This is a genomic window from Chitinimonas violaceus (assembly GCF_052601015.1).
In genome coordinates, this window is the sequence record NZ_JBQXDJ010000072.1 from 1 (window position 1) to 17,354 (window position 17,354).

At 54.6% G+C, this 17,354-nt stretch carries 15 protein-coding genes; 8 read left to right on the top strand and 7 right to left on the bottom strand.

Annotation, left to right across the window (positions count from 1 at the left end; all coding sequences use genetic code 11):
• Window positions 1–112: 112 nt before the first annotated feature.
• On the top strand, window positions 113–859 hold the full coding sequence (locus ACUHMQ_RS17730; RefSeq protein ID WP_445296791.1) for a GGDEF domain-containing protein: 747 nt from the start codon (window positions 113–115) through the stop codon (window positions 857–859).
• Between the two features lie 62 nt (window positions 860–921).
• On the opposite strand, the gene ACUHMQ_RS17735 is transcribed toward ACUHMQ_RS17730, so the two are convergent.
• Window positions 922–1,827 carry a pseudouridine synthase gene (locus tag ACUHMQ_RS17735; protein ID WP_445296792.1) on the bottom strand — a complete coding sequence of 302 codons (906 nt, stop codon included), beginning with the start codon at window positions 1,825–1,827 and terminating at the stop codon, window positions 922–924.
• A gap of 230 nt (window positions 1,828–2,057) precedes the next feature.
• On the opposite strand from ACUHMQ_RS17735, the gene ACUHMQ_RS17740 reads away from it, so the two are divergent.
• Entirely contained in the window at window positions 2,058–4,445 is a 2,388-nt protein-coding gene (locus tag ACUHMQ_RS17740) for a penicillin acylase family protein (protein ID WP_445296793.1), read from the top strand.
• A gap of 59 nt (window positions 4,446–4,504) precedes the next feature.
• Here the strand turns inward: ACUHMQ_RS17740 and ACUHMQ_RS17745 are convergent, their stop codons facing one another.
• Together ACUHMQ_RS17745 and ACUHMQ_RS17750 are read right to left on the bottom strand one after the other, a co-directional pair.
• Window positions 4,505–5,368 carry a DUF3658 domain-containing protein gene (locus ACUHMQ_RS17745; RefSeq protein ID WP_445296794.1) on the bottom strand — a complete coding sequence of 288 codons (864 nt, stop codon included), beginning with the start codon at window positions 5,366–5,368 and terminating at the stop codon, window positions 4,505–4,507.
• Window positions 5,369–5,666: 298 nt separating this feature from the next.
• Window positions 5,667–6,755 carry an ABC transporter substrate-binding protein gene (locus tag ACUHMQ_RS17750; RefSeq protein ID WP_445296795.1) on the bottom strand — a complete coding sequence of 363 codons (1,089 nt, stop codon included), beginning with the start codon at window positions 6,753–6,755 and terminating at the stop codon, window positions 5,667–5,669.
• Window positions 6,756–7,379: 624 nt separating this feature from the next.
• On the opposite strand from ACUHMQ_RS17750, the gene ACUHMQ_RS17755 reads away from it, so the two are divergent.
• A complete protein-coding gene (locus tag ACUHMQ_RS17755) occupies window positions 7,380–7,637 on the top strand; it encodes a VF530 family protein (protein ID WP_445296796.1) in 258 nt (85 codons plus the stop codon).
• 161 nt (window positions 7,638–7,798) lie between these two features.
• Here the strand turns inward: ACUHMQ_RS17755 and ACUHMQ_RS17760 are convergent, their stop codons facing one another.
• A complete protein-coding gene (locus tag ACUHMQ_RS17760) occupies window positions 7,799–8,947 on the bottom strand; it encodes an alpha-hydroxy acid oxidase (protein WP_445296797.1) in 1,149 nt (382 codons plus the stop codon).
• Between the two features lie 305 nt (window positions 8,948–9,252).
• The gene (locus ACUHMQ_RS17765) at window positions 9,253–10,134 is read right to left on the bottom strand and encodes a Tim44 domain-containing protein (protein ID WP_445296798.1); all 882 of its coding nucleotides are present in this window, start codon (window positions 10,132–10,134) and stop codon (window positions 9,253–9,255) included.
• Between the two features lie 173 nt (window positions 10,135–10,307).
• Between ACUHMQ_RS17765 and ACUHMQ_RS17770 the strand changes: the two genes are divergently transcribed.
• From ACUHMQ_RS17770 to ACUHMQ_RS17785, 4 genes are all read left to right on the top strand, one after another.
• Window positions 10,308–11,336 (top strand): oxidoreductase, encoded by a 1,029-nt coding sequence (locus ACUHMQ_RS17770; protein ID WP_445296799.1) that lies wholly within the window; start codon window positions 10,308–10,310, stop codon window positions 11,334–11,336.
• Between the two features lie 32 nt (window positions 11,337–11,368).
• A complete protein-coding gene (locus ACUHMQ_RS17775; protein WP_445296800.1) occupies window positions 11,369–11,962 on the top strand; it encodes a DUF938 domain-containing protein in 594 nt (197 codons plus the stop codon).
• 117 nt (window positions 11,963–12,079) lie between these two features.
• On the top strand, window positions 12,080–13,213 hold the full coding sequence (locus ACUHMQ_RS17780) for a threonine aldolase family protein (RefSeq protein ID WP_445296801.1): 1,134 nt from the start codon (window positions 12,080–12,082) through the stop codon (window positions 13,211–13,213).
• Window positions 13,214–13,256: 43 nt separating this feature from the next.
• Window positions 13,257–14,078 carry a class I SAM-dependent methyltransferase gene (locus ACUHMQ_RS17785; protein ID WP_445296802.1) on the top strand — a complete coding sequence of 274 codons (822 nt, stop codon included), beginning with the start codon at window positions 13,257–13,259 and terminating at the stop codon, window positions 14,076–14,078.
• An 83-nt stretch (window positions 14,079–14,161) separates the two neighbouring features.
• On the opposite strand, the gene ACUHMQ_RS17790 is transcribed toward ACUHMQ_RS17785, so the two are convergent.
• Entirely contained in the window at window positions 14,162–14,668 is a 507-nt protein-coding gene (locus ACUHMQ_RS17790; protein WP_445296803.1) for a DUF1993 domain-containing protein, read from the bottom strand.
• Between the two features lie 166 nt (window positions 14,669–14,834).
• Window positions 14,835–15,818, bottom strand: coding sequence for an SrkA family protein kinase (locus tag ACUHMQ_RS17795; RefSeq protein ID WP_445296804.1), 984 nt, complete (start codon window positions 15,816–15,818; stop codon window positions 14,835–14,837).
• Window positions 15,819–15,920: 102 nt separating this feature from the next.
• On the opposite strand from ACUHMQ_RS17795, the gene ACUHMQ_RS17800 reads away from it, so the two are divergent.
• On the top strand, window positions 15,921–17,177 hold the full coding sequence (locus ACUHMQ_RS17800; protein WP_445296805.1) for a DUF1615 domain-containing protein: 1,257 nt from the start codon (window positions 15,921–15,923) through the stop codon (window positions 17,175–17,177).
• Window positions 17,178–17,354 lie beyond the last annotated feature (177 nt).

Below are 17,354 nucleotides of genomic sequence, written 5' to 3' on the forward strand. Positions count from 1 at the left end.
GGATTGGATCTGGTTCTACAATCACGAACGCCCTAACATGGCCTTGGGCGGTATTACCCCAATACAGCGGCTGGCCATGGTCGCATAGCGCTACTTCTGACTCCCCTTAAAAATGGGGGGATTACCCAACAAGCACGCCATCACAGCCTATCTGGTATTCGAGTCGGCACATAAGCTCGAAGAGCCGGAAGATATGCTGGTACGTGGCATTTTATCGGTCTATCGCAACTTCGCCACGTTATTGGACGAAAGCCAGCGGGACAAGCTGACGGGCCTCTTGAATCGATACTCGCTCGACCAGAGTCTCGATAAGATCATGATCAATCTCAACAATGCCCGGCCGAACAAAGCTGACATGCCCTCACTCGATGGGATACCGGATGGCGAGGAGAAGCGTAACAATAAGCTTCCACCAGCCTACTGGCTGGCAATGATTGATATCGATCATTTCAAGCGTATCAACGACACCTATGGCCATACGATAGGCGATGAGGTGTTGCTGTTGATTGCCAGACTGATGCAGCAAACACTACGGAATGGTGACCTTTTATACCGCTATGGTGGTGAGGAATTCATCGCCATTAGTGCAACACACGATGCCAATGCCATTCACCAGCAGCTTGAACGCCTGCGCCAGACGATAGAAAGCACGCCTCTTCCACAAATAGGCCAAGTCACTATCAGCATCGGCTATGCAAGGCTGGACGGGCATTACTCAGCCAGGGAAATCATCAGTAGAGCCGACCAGACTTTATACGAAACAAAACGGGCAGGCAGGAATCGAGTGTTTAGCTATTCCAGCCTGCTGGCGGAAGGAGTGTTGAAGGAACCGCAGTACGGGAGTATTGAGTTAATCTGATCGCCGGCTCAAAGTCTGCTGCGAGCCAGCAATCCGACATTAAGCACGCCCCCCTCTTGCTTTCATTCCGGCCAATACAGCTTACGTTGGCTGTCGAAACGTCTTGCAATACCGCTGAATGGATCAATAAACTCGATACTACGTGCCAATAACTGCAACGGTTGGCTGAAGTCGTCGCCCTTTTCTGCTTGCAGTACCGGGTACCAAGGGTCGTTATGAATCGGTATGCCCAATGCAGCCAAGTGTGCGCGCAGCTGGTGCTTCTTACCGGTATGGGGTTCCAACTGGTAACGCGCCCACTCGCCATGCCGAGCCAATAGGGAAATACGCGTTTCGCTATTAGGCTCACCCTCGACTTCCTTCATGGTGAAAAAGCCCTCCCCTTCCTCCAACCGGCTGCGATGTACCAATGGCAAGGCAAGATCAGCACGGTAGGGAGCAATCGCCTCATACGTCTTTTGTACGGTACGAGCCTCGAACAGCTTCTGGTACGCACCACGGCTAGGCGGATGCAGACAAAACAGCACCACGCCCGCCGTTTCCCGATCCAGCCGATGGCAAGGCGACAGCTCTGGCAGGTCCAGCTTGAGCCGCAAGCGCGTCAACAAGGTCTCTCGCAAATGCCGTCCTGCCGGAATGATGGAAAGAAAGTGGGGCTTATCGACGACCAGCAAGCGCTCATCGCGGTGCAGCACCACCTCCTCAAACGGCACAGGCGTTTCCTCTCGTACCTCACGGTAGTACCAGATTCGGGTACCGGCTTGAAACGGGCTATGCGCTGCCAAAGGTTTACCCGCCTCATCCACCAGTTCACCACGCTCCAGTCGACCGCGTAACACAGCCTCTTCCATATGCGGGAAACGCTGCACCAGGAACGTAATCAGGTCTGGCCATGACTCGCGTGGCAACCAGAGAAAACTGGGCGCCACACCATAGCGATTGGGCAAAGGGGAAGAACGACGGGACATATTGCACAACGATAAATATCTGGACTGGTACAGCAGCTTACACGTACCTGCCGTTGCCTTGTAATCAGTACGATCCGATCAAGTACAACACTTGAACACCTACTCTGAGTGACATAACACTACCGAGGATGATTTCAGCTAACTCCCGGCTATGCTGCTTGCAGCAAAGCGTCCAGCCGATCTCAACACGTGCTGTGCGCGACCTGCTCGAACAATAAAAAGGAGACGTTATGCATCCGCAGCACCCCGTTGTTCCTCTTAGCACCACAACACTGGCATTGGTACTGGCTTGCACGCTGACCAGTGGCTGCACCATCAGCAATAAATCCACCCCATTGAAATACAATCTCACTATCACACGGACCAATTACGGCGTGCCGCATATCGAAGCAAGTACGGTTGGCGGCGCAGCCTATGGCGTTGCCTATGCCTATGCAGAAGACAATCTCTGTCTGCTGGCGGATCAGCTGCTGACCGTACGTGGCGAGCGCTCCAAATTTCTCGGGCCAGATCTGACCGTACAGCCGGGTTCAACCATCACCAATCTGGACAGTGACTTCTTCTTCCGCGCTCTGCTCGATGATGCGAGCCTCAATGCCATCTATGCCAACCTGTCTGAGCCCGCACAGGAGATGTTTGATGGTTATGTGGCGGGCTACAACCGGCTTTTACGGGACAGAACCAACACAATACCCACGAGCTGTGATGGCGCAGCCTGGGTAAAGCCGATGTCGCGTCTCGATATGTACCGGCTGATGACGGACAAAGCAATCTTGTCCGGCCTTGGTAACTATGTAACGGCAATTGCCAGAGCAGCACCACCAGCGGCCGCCCCTGCTGTCAAAGCCAAACTGGCACAGGATTCACAAAGCACGGTCGAACTATTCAACCAGGATTGGAATGCGCGACCACAACCGGGCAGCAACGCCTATGGTTTTGGCAGCGATGCCACTGCAAATGGCAGCGGCATGCTACTGGGCAACCCACACTTCCCCTGGTCCACCACCAATCGCTTCTACCAGATGCACCTCACAGTGCCTGGTCAATTCGATGTCATGGGTGCTTCGCTGGGCGGCTTCCCACTGGTGAATATCGGCTTCAACAAGGATATTGCCTGGAGTCACACGGTCTCGACCGGCAGGCGCTTTACCCTGTTTGAGCTGACGCTGCAGAACGGTATGCAATACGTGTTCGATGGCGAAGTCAAACCACTGCAGCAGAAAACCGTCAGCATCGAGGCACTACGGCCCGATGGCACTTTGGAAACCCGTACGCGACAGCTTTACAGCTCGCGCCACGGCCCGATTCTGGTCACCCCGGATCTTGCCTGGACCAGTACCAGGGCCTATGCCATCAAAGACGTCAACTTCGAGAACAGCCGCATGATCGAGCAATGGCTGCACATGGCAAAAGCAACGTCTGTAGAAGACGTCCGGCAGGCATTGCTTGGCGTAAACGGCTTGCCCTGGGTCAATACCCTCGCAGCAGACCGCCACGGCAAGACACTGTATGCCGACATTTCCGCCACCCCCTATGTGACCAATGCCAAGCTGACAAGCTGCGCCACCTCATCTGTCGCACAGGCAGTTTTCGCCAAACGATTGTTTGTGCTTGATGGCAGCACGCATACCTGTGAATGGGATGTGGATTCGAGCGCCAACCGACCAAGCTATCCCACCACCCAGATGCCAGCCATGATACGTAGCGACTATGTGGCGAATAGCAATGAAAGTGCGTGGTTGGCCAACCCAGCACAGCTCAATAACAACCTGCCGCTCATTATCGGCGACAACGCAAAGGAACAGTCTCACCGGACCCGCATGGCTTTCTCGCAAATTGCCGACAGGCTGACTGGGGGTGATGGTAAAGCAGGCAAGCGCTTCAACCTCGACAATATCGAGGAAATCTTTTTCGATGCACGCAGCTATTCGGCTGAGTTGGTAACAGACAGTCTCGTCACCTCATGCCGTGCCACACCCGTTGTTACCGCAACCAGCGGCAACAGCATCAACCTCACCGAGGCCTGCAATACCCTGGCAGCCTGGAACAAGCGTATGAACTTCAGTGCTGTAGGTGTACCCCTATTCCGCGAGTTCTGGCGTAGTGCACGCTTATTGCCCAATCTATGGACAACACCGTTCGATCCAGCCAGCCCTATCAATACCCCACGTGGGTTGAATATCGGCGATGCCACAGTCAACACCGCGTTACTCAAGGCTCTTGCCGATAGTGTAGAAAAACTTACGGCCAACGGTGTCGCCCTGTCTACGCCATTGCAAGATATTCAATACGTGGGCTCAGGCGCGAACAAGCTTCATATTGATGGTGGCGACGAGTTCGAAGGCACCTTCAACAAAATGACCCCCGCAGCAGGTCTGTCTGCCACAGGTTACACCCCCATTGTCTACGGCAGCAGCTATATCCAGGCGGTTACCTTTGACAGCAACGGCCCTGTCGCCCGCGGCATTCTTACCTATTCCCAGTCCACCAATCCTGCATCACCTTACTATCGTGACCAGACCGCGGTATACAGCAGCGGCCGGTGGGTTGCCTTGCCATTCAAGGCCAGTGAAATAGCAGCACAGACTGTCGGCAGTAAAATCACGTTGCGCGAATAGCCATAATGAAAACGCCCCGTATTCGGATAGGAATGCGGGGCGGATAAATCAATACCACGCTACGACGCAGCGGTACACCTCACGCGAAAGCTGCGAAGGGAAACCTGCGGACCATTCGCCTCCACCAATCCTGTTGCAATCAGGTGTTGCAAGCGTGAACTCAGGAAGACATCGCCTAAACTATTCCTGGGGTCGCAATTGCCCATCGCTTGACCCACTACCCGAGCAGCAGCAAGCCACTCCGGCCCGCATGCATTGAGCAGCAGATGGTCATGCACAGACACATCCCTGTAGACCAGTTCACCCGCTTCATTGCACTCTCGCAATTGCGAAGGACGAGCAGCAATCGATAGGAACTCCTGCGCCCAGGCATCGATAACCATGGGCGACAACACTACCGCGTTTGGCAAACAAGCCGCCAACCCGTCTTCCTCGTGCACCGCCACCGCGTGATACCCATCGCGCGCGGGTACCGGCACATGCACCAGTGGTACTTGGCACATGCCAAGCCAATGACACGCCATACGCAGAAATACGTAATCAGACCCACTGCCACTTGCCCAGATCAACAGACGTGCTGGCTTATCCTGCTCAAGCCGCTTTCTAAGCGACCGCCAAACCGCAAAACTATCGTCCGGATCACGATCAGCCTCATCCAGGCCGGGGCTCCACAGCGGCTCGACAGACTCTTCATAACAACCTTGCACGAGGGTACGCCAGAAACGAACCCGCTCTCGGCCATCATCAAGTGGGCCAAGCTCGAACGAATCGCCAACGCAGAACACCTTGCCCGACATCAGGCGTTGTTTTATTCCCTGGCGCAACGCCCCGCCCGCACTTGGCGATGAAACGAGATGAAAATCGATGATCTTTACTCCTGCTGGTAACTGGGGTTTGGACACGAACACCAAGAAGTCGTTCACGATTTGTCGCCAGGGGGAATAAGCGCAGCGCAAAGGTCTCGCGAGCTAAAGCAAGACAAGGCGAAAACGCTCGAGGAAGCGGAGTTTACGCGTGGTAAATGCGCATTCCGAGGGTGTTTTCAACGCTGTACTGCTGACGCGCAGCAGACTAGTTTCGAATACCTATCCATGATCTGTCGCGAGCAGCTGTCAGCAGGGTGAAGCGCAGCGCAGAAACCGGCATGTACTTAAGTACACGAGGCTTTCGAGCAGCACATGAACCCTGATCACAGCTGCGCAGTACGATCATGAATAGGTTCTAGCCCCCCTTCAGCTTCACCCACCAAGCATCAAACGACTTCTGCACATTGCTGTCCCAAGTAGTCAGCTGATGCAGATTTCTGGCAGCAACGGGCGAAGGGAAGATCGCAGGGCTGCTGCGCAACTCTTGTCGTACATACGCCTTTGCCGCCTCATTGGGGTTGCCCGACCCAATTTCGTTGGTCAACGCTGCAGAATTCTTTCCATCCAGCATGAAGTTGATGAACTGGTGGGCCAGCTCCTGATTCTCCGACTTGCGATGGATAACCAAGTTGTCGACACCTAATACGTTCCCTTCCTGCTGGTAGCGGTACTCGATCTTGATATTGCGCCGCGCTGCCTTTGGATTGGTCCTGGCGATAAAGAAGTCACTGGAGAAACCCAGGGCGATCCAGATATTGCCCAGCGCCAGTTCTTCGCCAAAAGTCTGGTTAGCCAAGGGACTACTGAAACTCATGCCCGCCCAGTACGGCTTGGCCTGCTCAATACTGGCTTTGGCAGCAGCCAGTTCAACGGGGTCCGTACTGTTGGGAGAGAAACCATTGTAAACAAGGGCCGCCGCCATCACTTCACGTGAGTCGTTGATCACAAACACCCGGCCCATCAATTTCCCCAGATACTCAGGGTCAAACAGGGCTTTGTAGCTGCTGGTATCAATACCTAGCTCGCGCATCTTATCGACGTTGTAGCCAAGCAGTGTCGATGTAAAAGCGTAAGGCACGCTGTAACGATTGTCCGGGTCATAACCTGGGTTGGCGAAGGCTTTGGCCACATTGCTCATGCGGGTTACCTTGTTGCGGTCCAGGGGCTGCAACAAACCTTTCTTGGCGAGTATGGACACGGCGTAATTCGTTGGCACGATTACATCGAATACCTTGCCCTTATCGACAACGTTTTCGAGCATTTCGTCCATCGTGCCGTAGGTGGTTTCAACCACCCGGCAGTTGCATTGCGCTTCAAAACGCTTGAGCGCATCGTGAGACAGATAATCACCCCAGTTGTAGAGCCGCAGATCTACAGCGAAACATGGGGTAAGGACCACAGCCACCATGGCTGCCTTCAGACATCGATGTACAAAAGAACGCATTATCAACTCTCTGTTAGATCACAAAGGCAAGACCCCATCAGCGTGCCGCTTGGTTTTTCCGTTCCCATGCAATGCCGAACACTGGCACGACCAAACAACATGCCCGAAGCGCCTTATCTCGACGGCACCGCAAGTGCATGAACAATTCCTAGGAGCAGCGACTTAAAAGGCAAGAACAAGCGAAGGCCACTAATTAGATTCAACCCCTGCGCAATTTTCAATGTGGGCTTTTGCACCCCTCTAGATAATCAGGAAAACGTATTCAACGACTTGGCTATATATGCCCTTAGAACCTGTTCATGATCTTATTGCGCAACTGTGATCAGGGCCTATGTGCTGCTCTTCGCCCTGCTGACAGCTGCTCACGACATATCTTGAAAAGGTTCTTACTTTCGCTGAAAGGCTTACCAGTCCTCATGCTCAGCCAAAAGGACGGCCTAGAAGACGCGATACGCACCCTCTATGTCAACCGCATCCAGGGTTGACGTGGCGATTCGCCAACAGGACCTTGCCATTTCCACACATACTGCAAGGAATCGCGCTGATTCACCGATACCTTGTTGCCAATCGCAGACCGACCGGCCACGCCATTACAATGTGCGCTCGCTCAACAAGGACTTTTGTATGACCAGCGCTCAAGTTAACAACACCAACCATGGCGTGACCTTGGAGAAAATGCTGACCACATTGGTCGAGTTCTACGGCTGGAAGGAACTGGGCCAACGCATCGAAATCCGCTGTTTTCAGGCCGACCCCACTATCAAATCCAGCCTGACCTTTCTGCGCCGGACACCGTGGGCACGCGAAAAAGTGGAGGGCCTGTATGGCAAATGCCTGCGCGACATGGCCAAGCAAGCCAAGGCCAAACCAGATCCGACATAAGAACCTGCTCAAAGTCTGCTGCGCATCAGCAATACGGTGTTGAAAACGCCCTCGGAATGCTCATTTGCCCCATGTAAACTCCGCTTCCTCAGTTGTTTTAGCCTTGTCTTGCTTTAGCTCGCGAGACTTTGAACAGTCTCTAAGAACTCGTTCAAAGCGCGTTAAACAGTCGGGTAACTTCCTGGCAGTAAAATGCTGCGATCAACCTGGCGGATATCGGTACGGCCACAGAAGGCCATGCTTAAATCGAGTTCTCGCGCGATGATCTCCAACGCACGCGTTACACCGGTTTCACCCATGGCGCCCAGCCCATAGAGGAAGGCGCGGCCTATCATGGTGCCCTTGGCGCCCAACGCCATTGCCTTGAGCACGTCCTGACCGGAGCGGATGCCGCTATCTAGCCAGACCTCAACATCCTTACCCACCGCATCGACGATTGCCGGCAGAGCGGTAATGCTCGATGGCGCGCCATCAAGTTGCCGCCCGCCGTGATTGGAAACGACCATGGCATCGACACCGCATCGGGCTGCAAGACGCGCATCCTCCGCATCCATGATGCCTTTGATGATGACCTTGCCGCCCCACCGTTGCTTGATCCACTCCACATCAGCCCAACTCAGCGCTGGGTCGAACTGCTCGGCAGTCCAGGCGCTAAGGGAGGAAAGATCGCCCACACCCTTGGCATGGCCGATGATATTGCCAAAACCATAGCGCCGCGTACCCAGCATACCCAAGCACCAGCGCGGCTTGGTAATAAGGTTGAGAAGATTCTTCAGCGTCGGTTTGGGCGGGGCGGAAAGGCCGTTTATAAGGTCTTTATGCCGCTGGCCAAGAATCTGCAAATCCATCGTCAGTACCAAAGCGCCACAACCGGCGGCTTTGGCACGCTCAATCAAAGCTTCGATAAATGCACGATCCCGCATCACGTAGAGCTGAAACCAGAATGGCGCTTTCGTGTGTGCGGCCACGTCTTCCAGCGAACATATACTCATCGTCGACAGCGTAAACGGCACACCGAACTGGGCGGCAGCACGGGCAGCCAGGATTTCACCATCGGCATGCTGCATACCCGCCAAGCCGGTGGGGGCCAGCGCCACAGGCATGGCAACATCGATACCTGCCATCTGTGTACACAGGTTACGGTTACGTATATCCACTGCCACCCGCTGACGCAGCTTGATCGACTGAAAATCCCCCTGATTTGCCCGGTAGGTGCTTTCTGTCCAAGACCCTGAATCGGCGTAGTCGTAAAACATGCGGGGCACACGCTTATTCGCCAGTACACGCAAATCTTCGATGCAGGTGATCACAGCAAAGCTCCTCTTTTTTATTCAAGGTAGGGATTGATTCTGCTGCTCATAAGTGGCAATCACAACCGGGGTAAATCCCCTAGTACCGCTTCAAAATTCGCTACGCGTTAGCGATAAAGCGTTGAAAACATCTTCGAAATGCTCATTTACCCCTCATAAACTCCGCTTCCTCGGCTACTTTCGCCTTGTCTCGCTTAGCTCACAAGACTTTGAAAAGATTTATCCCCTGCCAGGTTCCTGTGGCCAGGAAAACAAAAAGGGCGCCGAAGCGCCCTTTTTGTTTCAGTCGATTACAAAGCAACCGATCAACCGTTCTGCTGGATACCCGCAACAATCCAGCCGGCCTTACCATCGTTGGTACGGCTCAAGTGCCAGGTTTCGTCAAACCGCTCGGCGCTGGCGTCCTTCGATTCACGGATCAGGCCATGAAAGCGCACGCTGGCGATATCACGACGACCTTCCTGCGCATAATCAATCACTTCCGCATCAAGCTGGACCACATCGGTATCGTTGGCTGCACCTTTACGCTCGCTGATCTGCAACTTGATTTCAGCAAACATCTCTGGCGACGTGAACTCGCGCATATCGTCGAGGTCAGCCTTATCGTAAGCGGCTTGCAAGCGCACAAAGTTCAGCTTGGCGACCCGGACAAAGGATTCCACATCAAAACCAGCAGGGAACTGCGCCGGACCCTGTGCAGCGTTGTTGAATTGGGAAGCCGGCGTATCGTTCACCGAGCCATAAGGTTGCTGTTGCGAACCATAGGGCTGTTGCGACTGGAACTGAACAGGCTCGTTACCGCCGCCGGCATACTGGACCTTAGGCGCTGCAGCTGCTGGCCGCATACGACGCATGATGAACCCAATCACCGCAAAAGCAGCCACAGCAAGCAAAGCGATCATTACAAAGTTGGAGAAGCCTTCACCCATGCCCAGATGTGAAAACAGCGCAGCCAGACCCAGACCCGCCGCCAAACCAGCGAGAGGCCCCATCCAATTACGCTTTGGCGTAGCAGGCGCTGCTGCTGGCTGGCCCTGATTAAGGCGCTGCGGTGTCGCATCGCGCTGCGGCGCGCTGCGCTGCATGCCGGACGACTTACCGCCGCCAAACCTTCGAGCTTCTGCATCCACTGCCATAAAGCTCACACTCAGAAAGACTGCAAACAGGGTGAAAAGAAGCTGTTTCATATCCGTGAACATCCCTTAATTTTGATATAGCGACCGTTATTTTATCGGCCACCGAGGCAATAAGACCATTGAACGACTAAGAAGTTTCAGCTGCCTTGTCATGATTTTGTAGGCGACAAGTCCAGACTACTGGGTTAAAAACCCAAGTAAAGGCGTATTTGGAGAAGATTTACATGCATCATGTCCTCAAAGTCGGGCTTGTCGGTTATGGCTACTCAGGCCGAACTTTCCATGCACCGCTGATCAGTGCGACCTCCAGCCTGGAGTTGGCTGCTATCGCAAGCAGCCAGGCCGACCTCGTCACGGCCGACTATCCGGCCACACGGCTGTGCGAAACACCTGAAATCCTGTTCGCACGTCCCGAGATCGATCTCGTAGTCCTTGCCACACCCAATGCCAGCCATTACCCGTTGGCTCGTGCGGCACTACGCGCCGGCAAGCATCTGGTTGTCGACAAACCCTTTACCCTAAATGTGGCCGAGGCCGAAGCTTTACAAGCGGCAGCAAGCCAAACCGATCGATTACTGTCTGTCTTTCATAACCGTCGTTGGGACAGCGACTTCCTGTTGCTGAAGCAATTGCTGGCAACTGGCGAGCTGGGCAACGTCACCCAGTTCGAATCCCGTTATGACCGCTTCCGGCCTGTCGTGCGCAAACGCTGGCGGGAAAGCGCTGTAGCCGGCGCCGGTAATTGGTTCGATCTCGGCCCACATCTTATCGACCAGGCATTACAGCTTTTCGGCCAACCTGAAGCCATCACGGCAGATATCCACGCCCGGCGCGATGGTGCGGAAGCTGCTGACGACGCACTTGCCGTACTGCACTATCCAGACAAGCGGGTAATGCTTGGTGCCAGCTGTCTCATGGCCGGCGGGTCGCCGCGGTTTCTGATGGCCGGTACACGCGGCAGCCTGTTGGTAGGCGGGCTGGACGTGCAGGAAGAGCAACTCAAAGCTGGCCTGCGCCCTGGTGACATCGGCTGGGCGGTTGATCCACGCCACGCCAAACTGTTTACCGAAACGGGTCAGCGCGAGTTGAGCCTGCCCGAAGGCCAATACACCGCCTACTACGCCGCTATTCGTGATGCTTTACTTGGCGTAGGAAAAAACCCAGTGCCACCGAGCGAGGCCCTGGCGGTGATGCGTGTTATTGAAGCGGGCGTCGCCAGCAGCGCACAAGGCGTTCGTATTCGACTAGGCTGAATCATTTGGCGGCACTCAAAAACGGGTAAGTGATGGAAAAGCCCTACTCACCAGCTTGCGAACGCAACCGCAAGCCTATTCTGGCCATACTGCGCGAGCGCTTTGCAAGCCGCCGCCATATTCTGGAAGTCGGAAGTGGTACCGGGCAGCATGCCGTACATTTCGCGGCGGCCCTGCCGCATCTTGTCTGGCAAACGTCAGACCGGGCTGAGAACCTGCCCGGCATACGCCTATGGCTGGATGAAGCGCAACTACCCAACACCCCTGCCCCGCTGACTTTTGACATTAACCATGCATGGCCAGAGAGCCCGTTCGATGGTGTATTCAGCGCCAATACGCTGCACATCATGCATTGGCCAGAAGTCGAAAAGCTGTTTGCGGGCTTACCCGCCACCCTATCGCCTAAAGCCATGGTGGTGATATACGGTCCATTCAACTACCAAGGACGGTTTACCAGCACCAGCAATGCCGCCTTCGATGCCTCGCTCAAGTCACAGAACGCTGAAATGGGCATCCGTGATTTTGAAGCCGTATTCGAACTGGCTTCTGCTGCAGGCTTGGCACTTTTGGAAGACCATGCAATGCCGGCAAACAATCGTTGCCTGGTCTGGCAGGCCACCAGCTAGTGATTGTCACGATCGCCTGTCCCCAAATACAGCCCTCGGATCTGCCAGCCGGATATTGTAGAGATGCGGAGGGGTCGCCATACTGGCCAGCCCCATTCAGGCTCTGCTAATCGACCCATGCCTACCAACGCTCCAGTAGACCGCGCCCAACTCCAGCAGCAATGCCATATCCACTATAACGGCTTTACTGCGCTCAGCCTCGCAGATGAATTCCACGCCATGGCGGACTGGTGCGCTCAGCATGAGCTGAAGCGCGATAGCTACGGCAGCGGTGCGCTGATTACCGACTTTGAAAACAAGATCGCCACATTGCTGGGAAAACCCGCAGGCTTGTTTATGCCCAGTGGCATCATGGCGCAACTGATTGCTGTCCAGTTGTGGTCCGAGCGGACCGGTATACATCGTATCGGTATGCATCCATTGTCACATTTGCTGTTGGTAGAAGAAGAAGCCTACCAAGCCGTGCTACAACTGCATGGCGTGCCGATAGGCAGCCGTTTGCGCCCCATGTTGGCAAGCGATCTGGATGCCTGCAAGCAATCGTTGGCTTGCCTCCTTGTGGAATTGCCTGTCCGCTATGCAGGTGGCCAGTTGCCAAGCTGGGACGAGCTGGAAGCCCTCAAAACCGCAGCGCGCGCCCGGCAGATTCCACTGCACATGGATGGTGCGCGGTTGTGGGAAAGCCAACCATTCTACGGCCGGAGCCACGCCGAGATTTGCGCGGGCTTTGATTCGGTTTATGTCTCGGTCTACAAAGGCATCGGCGGCATTGCTGGCGCGGTACTGGTAGGCGAAACCGACTTCATCGAGCAAGCACGGCTATGGCGGCGGCGCTTTGGCGGCACACTGTCCCAGCAAAACCCCATGATTGTCTCTGCCGACATGCATTTTGATACACGCCTGGAACAACTGCCCGCCTGCTACCGGCGGGCTGTTTCACTGGCAGAAGGACTATCCGGCATTAAAGGGTTGCGTATCAACCCAACCGTGCCTCGAACCAATATGTTCCATGTATTTTTCGATGCGTCAGCCGATGCCGTCATTGCTGCACGCGATGAGATTGCTGCGAGTGATCGGCATTGGATCTTGGATATGGTGCAACCCACTACAGTACCCGGCTGGAGCACAGCGGAAATAACCGTAGGCAACAACTTGCTGGGCCTGGGCAACCACGAAGTAGTACCGCGCTTCGCCCGCTTGATGGAACTGGCTCGTACAGCTTCTGGCATGAGCAGTACACAGCGCCCTTGAATATGCTTGCTAAAATAGCGCCCTGAAAAGTCAGGACATTATCGTGAGCAACCTTCCAGAACTTCGGCCCGGTCAGTCGATCGAGCTACTTAAAGCGCTGCATATCCTTACACGCGACGGCAAGCTCAACCAGGATAGCCGGCGAAAGCTCAAGCAGGTTTATCATCTGGTTCAATTCATCGAACCACTGTTGGCGGAAATACTGGCCGAGAAAGGCGATGTCAACCTAGCTGACCACGGTGCAGGTAAATCCTACCTGGGGTTTATTCTTTACGATCTGGTACTGAAAGCACACAACGCCGGCTACGTGTACGGGATCGAGTGGCGTGAAGACCTGGTGAACAAGTCGCAGGAGCTGGCGCATCATCTTGGGTTCGATCGCATGGCTTTCCTGAATCAATCGGTTGCCGAATCAACCAGCAATAGCAAGCTGCCCGACCAGATCGACATGGTCACCGCCTTGCACGCGTGCGACACCGCTACGGATGACGCAATCCGTTTTGGTTTGGAAAAACAAGCGCAGTTCATGGTACTGGTGCCCTGCTGCCAAGCCGAAGTTGCTGCGACATTGCGCAAGCACAAGAACGAATCGTTTGGCAAAACACCCCTGTCCGAAATCTGGCGACATCCCATTCATACCCGCGAGTTCGGTAGCCAGATCACCAATGTATTGCGCTGTCTGCAACTGGAAAGCCGTGGCTATCAGGTAACCGTTACGGAGCTTGTAGGCTGGGAACACTCCATGAAAAACGAGCTGATCATCGCCCGCCAGACCAACTCGCCACGCAAGAATGCCCTGAGCAGGCTGGAGCAGATTTTGCACGAGCTGAACCTTGAGGACATGCGCCAGCGATTTATCTACTGATCCTCGCTCTCCGCTTCCCATGGCAACAAAGTAAAAAGCCGATGCATTTGCATCGGCTTTTTACTGACAGGCTCTCGAAAAACTCAGAACTGGCCTAGATAATCGCGTTTACCAATATCCACACCGTTGTGCCGCAAGATGGCATAGGCGGTGGTGATATGGAAGAAGAAGTTGGGGAAGACATAAGTCAGCAAATACGGTTGCCCCTGGAAGACTGTTTCCTTGTCACGCCGCTTCAGCGTAATGGTACGTGCTTCGCTGCCATCTATCTTCTCAGCCGGTACGCTCTTAATAAAATCGATGGTCTTGGCGATCCGTGCCTGCAATTCTGGAAAAGTCGTTTCCGTATCGGGGTAGCTAGGCACCTCGATGCCGGCCAGCAGAGCCGCACAGGTTTTGGCTGCATCAGCGGCGATCTGCACTTGGCGAGCCAGCGGGAACATATCCGGTGCCAAACGAGCATTGATAAATACACTGGGGTCAATATTGCGCGCTTCGGCACTGGTGACAGCTTTCTCCAACACGCTGGAAAGATTGCTGAGCAGGCGGACAAAAACCGGGACGGAAGCTTGATACATGGAAAGCGACATGACAGTTCCTTACAGTGGTTAGATGTAAAACTCAAATACTGCCCCCGGTATATGGGCCTCTTCCCAGCAACCACAAGAGGAAACATCCAATGGGACAATTATCGGCTGAATGCCGCAGCATTTTGTTCTCGATAAGAATGTCGCCACTCCACTATCAGATACCACTTCATGCTAACCACAAAGGTGGCTCCTGCATTTGGGCGATTTGCTCGCGCAGCTCCAGAATCTTCTGCTCCCAATAATGCGGCGTGCCAAACCACGAAAAAGCCTGTGGAAATGCAGGGTCATGCCACCGCCGGGCCAACCAGGCACTGTAATGAATCAACCTCAGCGTACGCAACGCTTCAATCAGGTGCAGCTCCCGATGGTTGAATTCACAAAAATCCTCATAGCCCGCCAGAATATCCGCCATCTGGTGTACCTGGTCACGACGCTCGCCAGAGAGCAACATCCATAGGTCTTGAATGGCTGGCCCCATTCGGCTGTCGTCAAAGTCCACAAAATGCGGCCCGGCGTCTGTCCACAGTACGTTGCTCGCATGGCAATCGCCATGCAGGCGAATCTGTTCGACCTGCCCCGCATCGGCAAGACAAGTACGAACACCTGCCAAGGCCTGTTCAACGACAGCTTGATAGTTGTCTCGCAGGTTCGAAGGAATGAAATCACTATCCAGCAACCAAGCTGCCGGTTCCTCTCCAAAACTGGCGATATCAAGTGTCGGCCTGTGCTGGTAAGGCTGGGTCCGCCCAACCGCATGAATACGACCAAGAAAACGGCCTAACCATTCCAACACGGCAGGATCATCCAGCTCCGGCGTACGGCCGCCACGGCGGGGAAATAGCGAGAATGCAAAGCCCGCATGGTGATGCAATGTCTGCCCGTTAATGGACAACGCGCCCACTACCGGGATCTCCAATGCCGCCAGTTCCGCGACAAAGGCATGCTCTTCCTGAATTTGTGCGTCGCTCCAACGCGCCGGCCGGTAGAACTTGGCTATAAGCGGTGGTTCTTCATCGATTCCAACCTGATAAACGCGATTTTCGTAGCTATTCAGCGCTAGCAAACTGCCGCTGCTACGCAGGCCCAGGCTGTCGACTGCATCTAGCAGACAATCAGGCGTCAGGGTTTCATAAGGGGCGGAAATAGTCATGCCGCCATTGTACGGACCCTACTTGCAACAGCACGGCTTTTCGCCAATTGGCGAAGCGGGCTACTATCGCGAACATAAACCTTCCCATACCGTGTCGCTATTGTGCCTTTACGCTCTCTATCACTGTTCATTGTTGGCAGCCTACTGGCAGGTTGCGCCAGTACCTACACCTCTCAGCCCACTGCCCCTATTAAGGTAGGTAATCCCCCCTCTACTCTGCCCGTCGAACCCCAGCCGACATCAGAAGAAACACCACCCACATCCACAGAAAAGATCCCTGCCACGGTGCCTGACACAGAGTCTCCCAGACCCGCCACACCAACTTCAACCCGCTACCGCGACGTCCATGTCGGACGAGCATTGCTGAATCAGTTATTACCGCCAAAAATCGGCGACCGTGCAGGTTGGGCACAAGACATATTCGGAGCTTTCGAGGGGTTGAAGATCCCTTACACCAAGGAATACTTTTGCGCTGCCATCGCCACGATCGAGCAGGAGTCGAGTTGGCAGGCAGACCCTGTCGTGCCCGGCCTGAACCGCATGGTATGGGAGCAGATAGGTAACAAAGCCGATAAATATGGCTTGCCACTTCCAGTAGTCAAAGCAGCACTGGGCAGAGCCTCGGGTAATGGCCGCAGTTACCGGGATCGTATCGACAGCCTGCGTACCGAAACCCAGATGAACCTGCTGTTTGAAGAGATGTCCGCAGAAGCAGAACGATTGGGGTTGCCGCTGAACATGCAGAACCCCATCCGCACTGGCGGACCAATGCAGGTCAGCGTTGATTTTGCGACTGGCCATACCAAGGCATGGCCCTACCCTTATACCTACAAAGGCAGTTTGCGCCATGAGGTCTTCACCCGTCGTGGTGGCACTTATTTCGGCGTAGCCAACCTGCTGCACTACCGTGCACCCTACACCGATATGGCCTTTCGTTTTGCTGATTACAATGCCGGGCGTTTTTCCAGCCGTAACGCGGCATTTCAAGCCGCAGTCGCAAGACTCGGCAAAATCAAACTCAATCGGGACGGCGATCTACTACGTTATGAGGCAGGCCGTCCTAGCAAGACACCCAGCAACACACAATTGGCGCTACGTGATCTGGCTGTCCGGATCAAGATGAGCCCGGCTGAAATCGAACGCGATCTGTTGTTGGAAAAGGAAAATGCATTTGAGCAAACACCGCTCTACAAGCGCGTATTTGACCAGGTTGATGGACAAACTGGCGAGCCCGCGCCCAGAGCCATATTCCCGCAGATACGACTTAGCAGCCCAAAGATTACCCATAAGCTGACAACAGAATGGTTTGCCAAGCGGGTTGATGGGCGCTATCGGACGTGCTTGGCCCGAGGCACCTAAAAGCCCGACTTCACGCGACCAGGGCAAATACGGTAGCAGCACCTAGACTCCTTAGAACCTGTTCAAAGTCTTTTCATCTAGCTCCAGACCGGCGATGCTTGCCCAATGAGAACCCCTTACCCCAGCGATATCAGTCGCGAACAATTCGAAGCCATCCGCCCTTTGCTGGAAAACGCC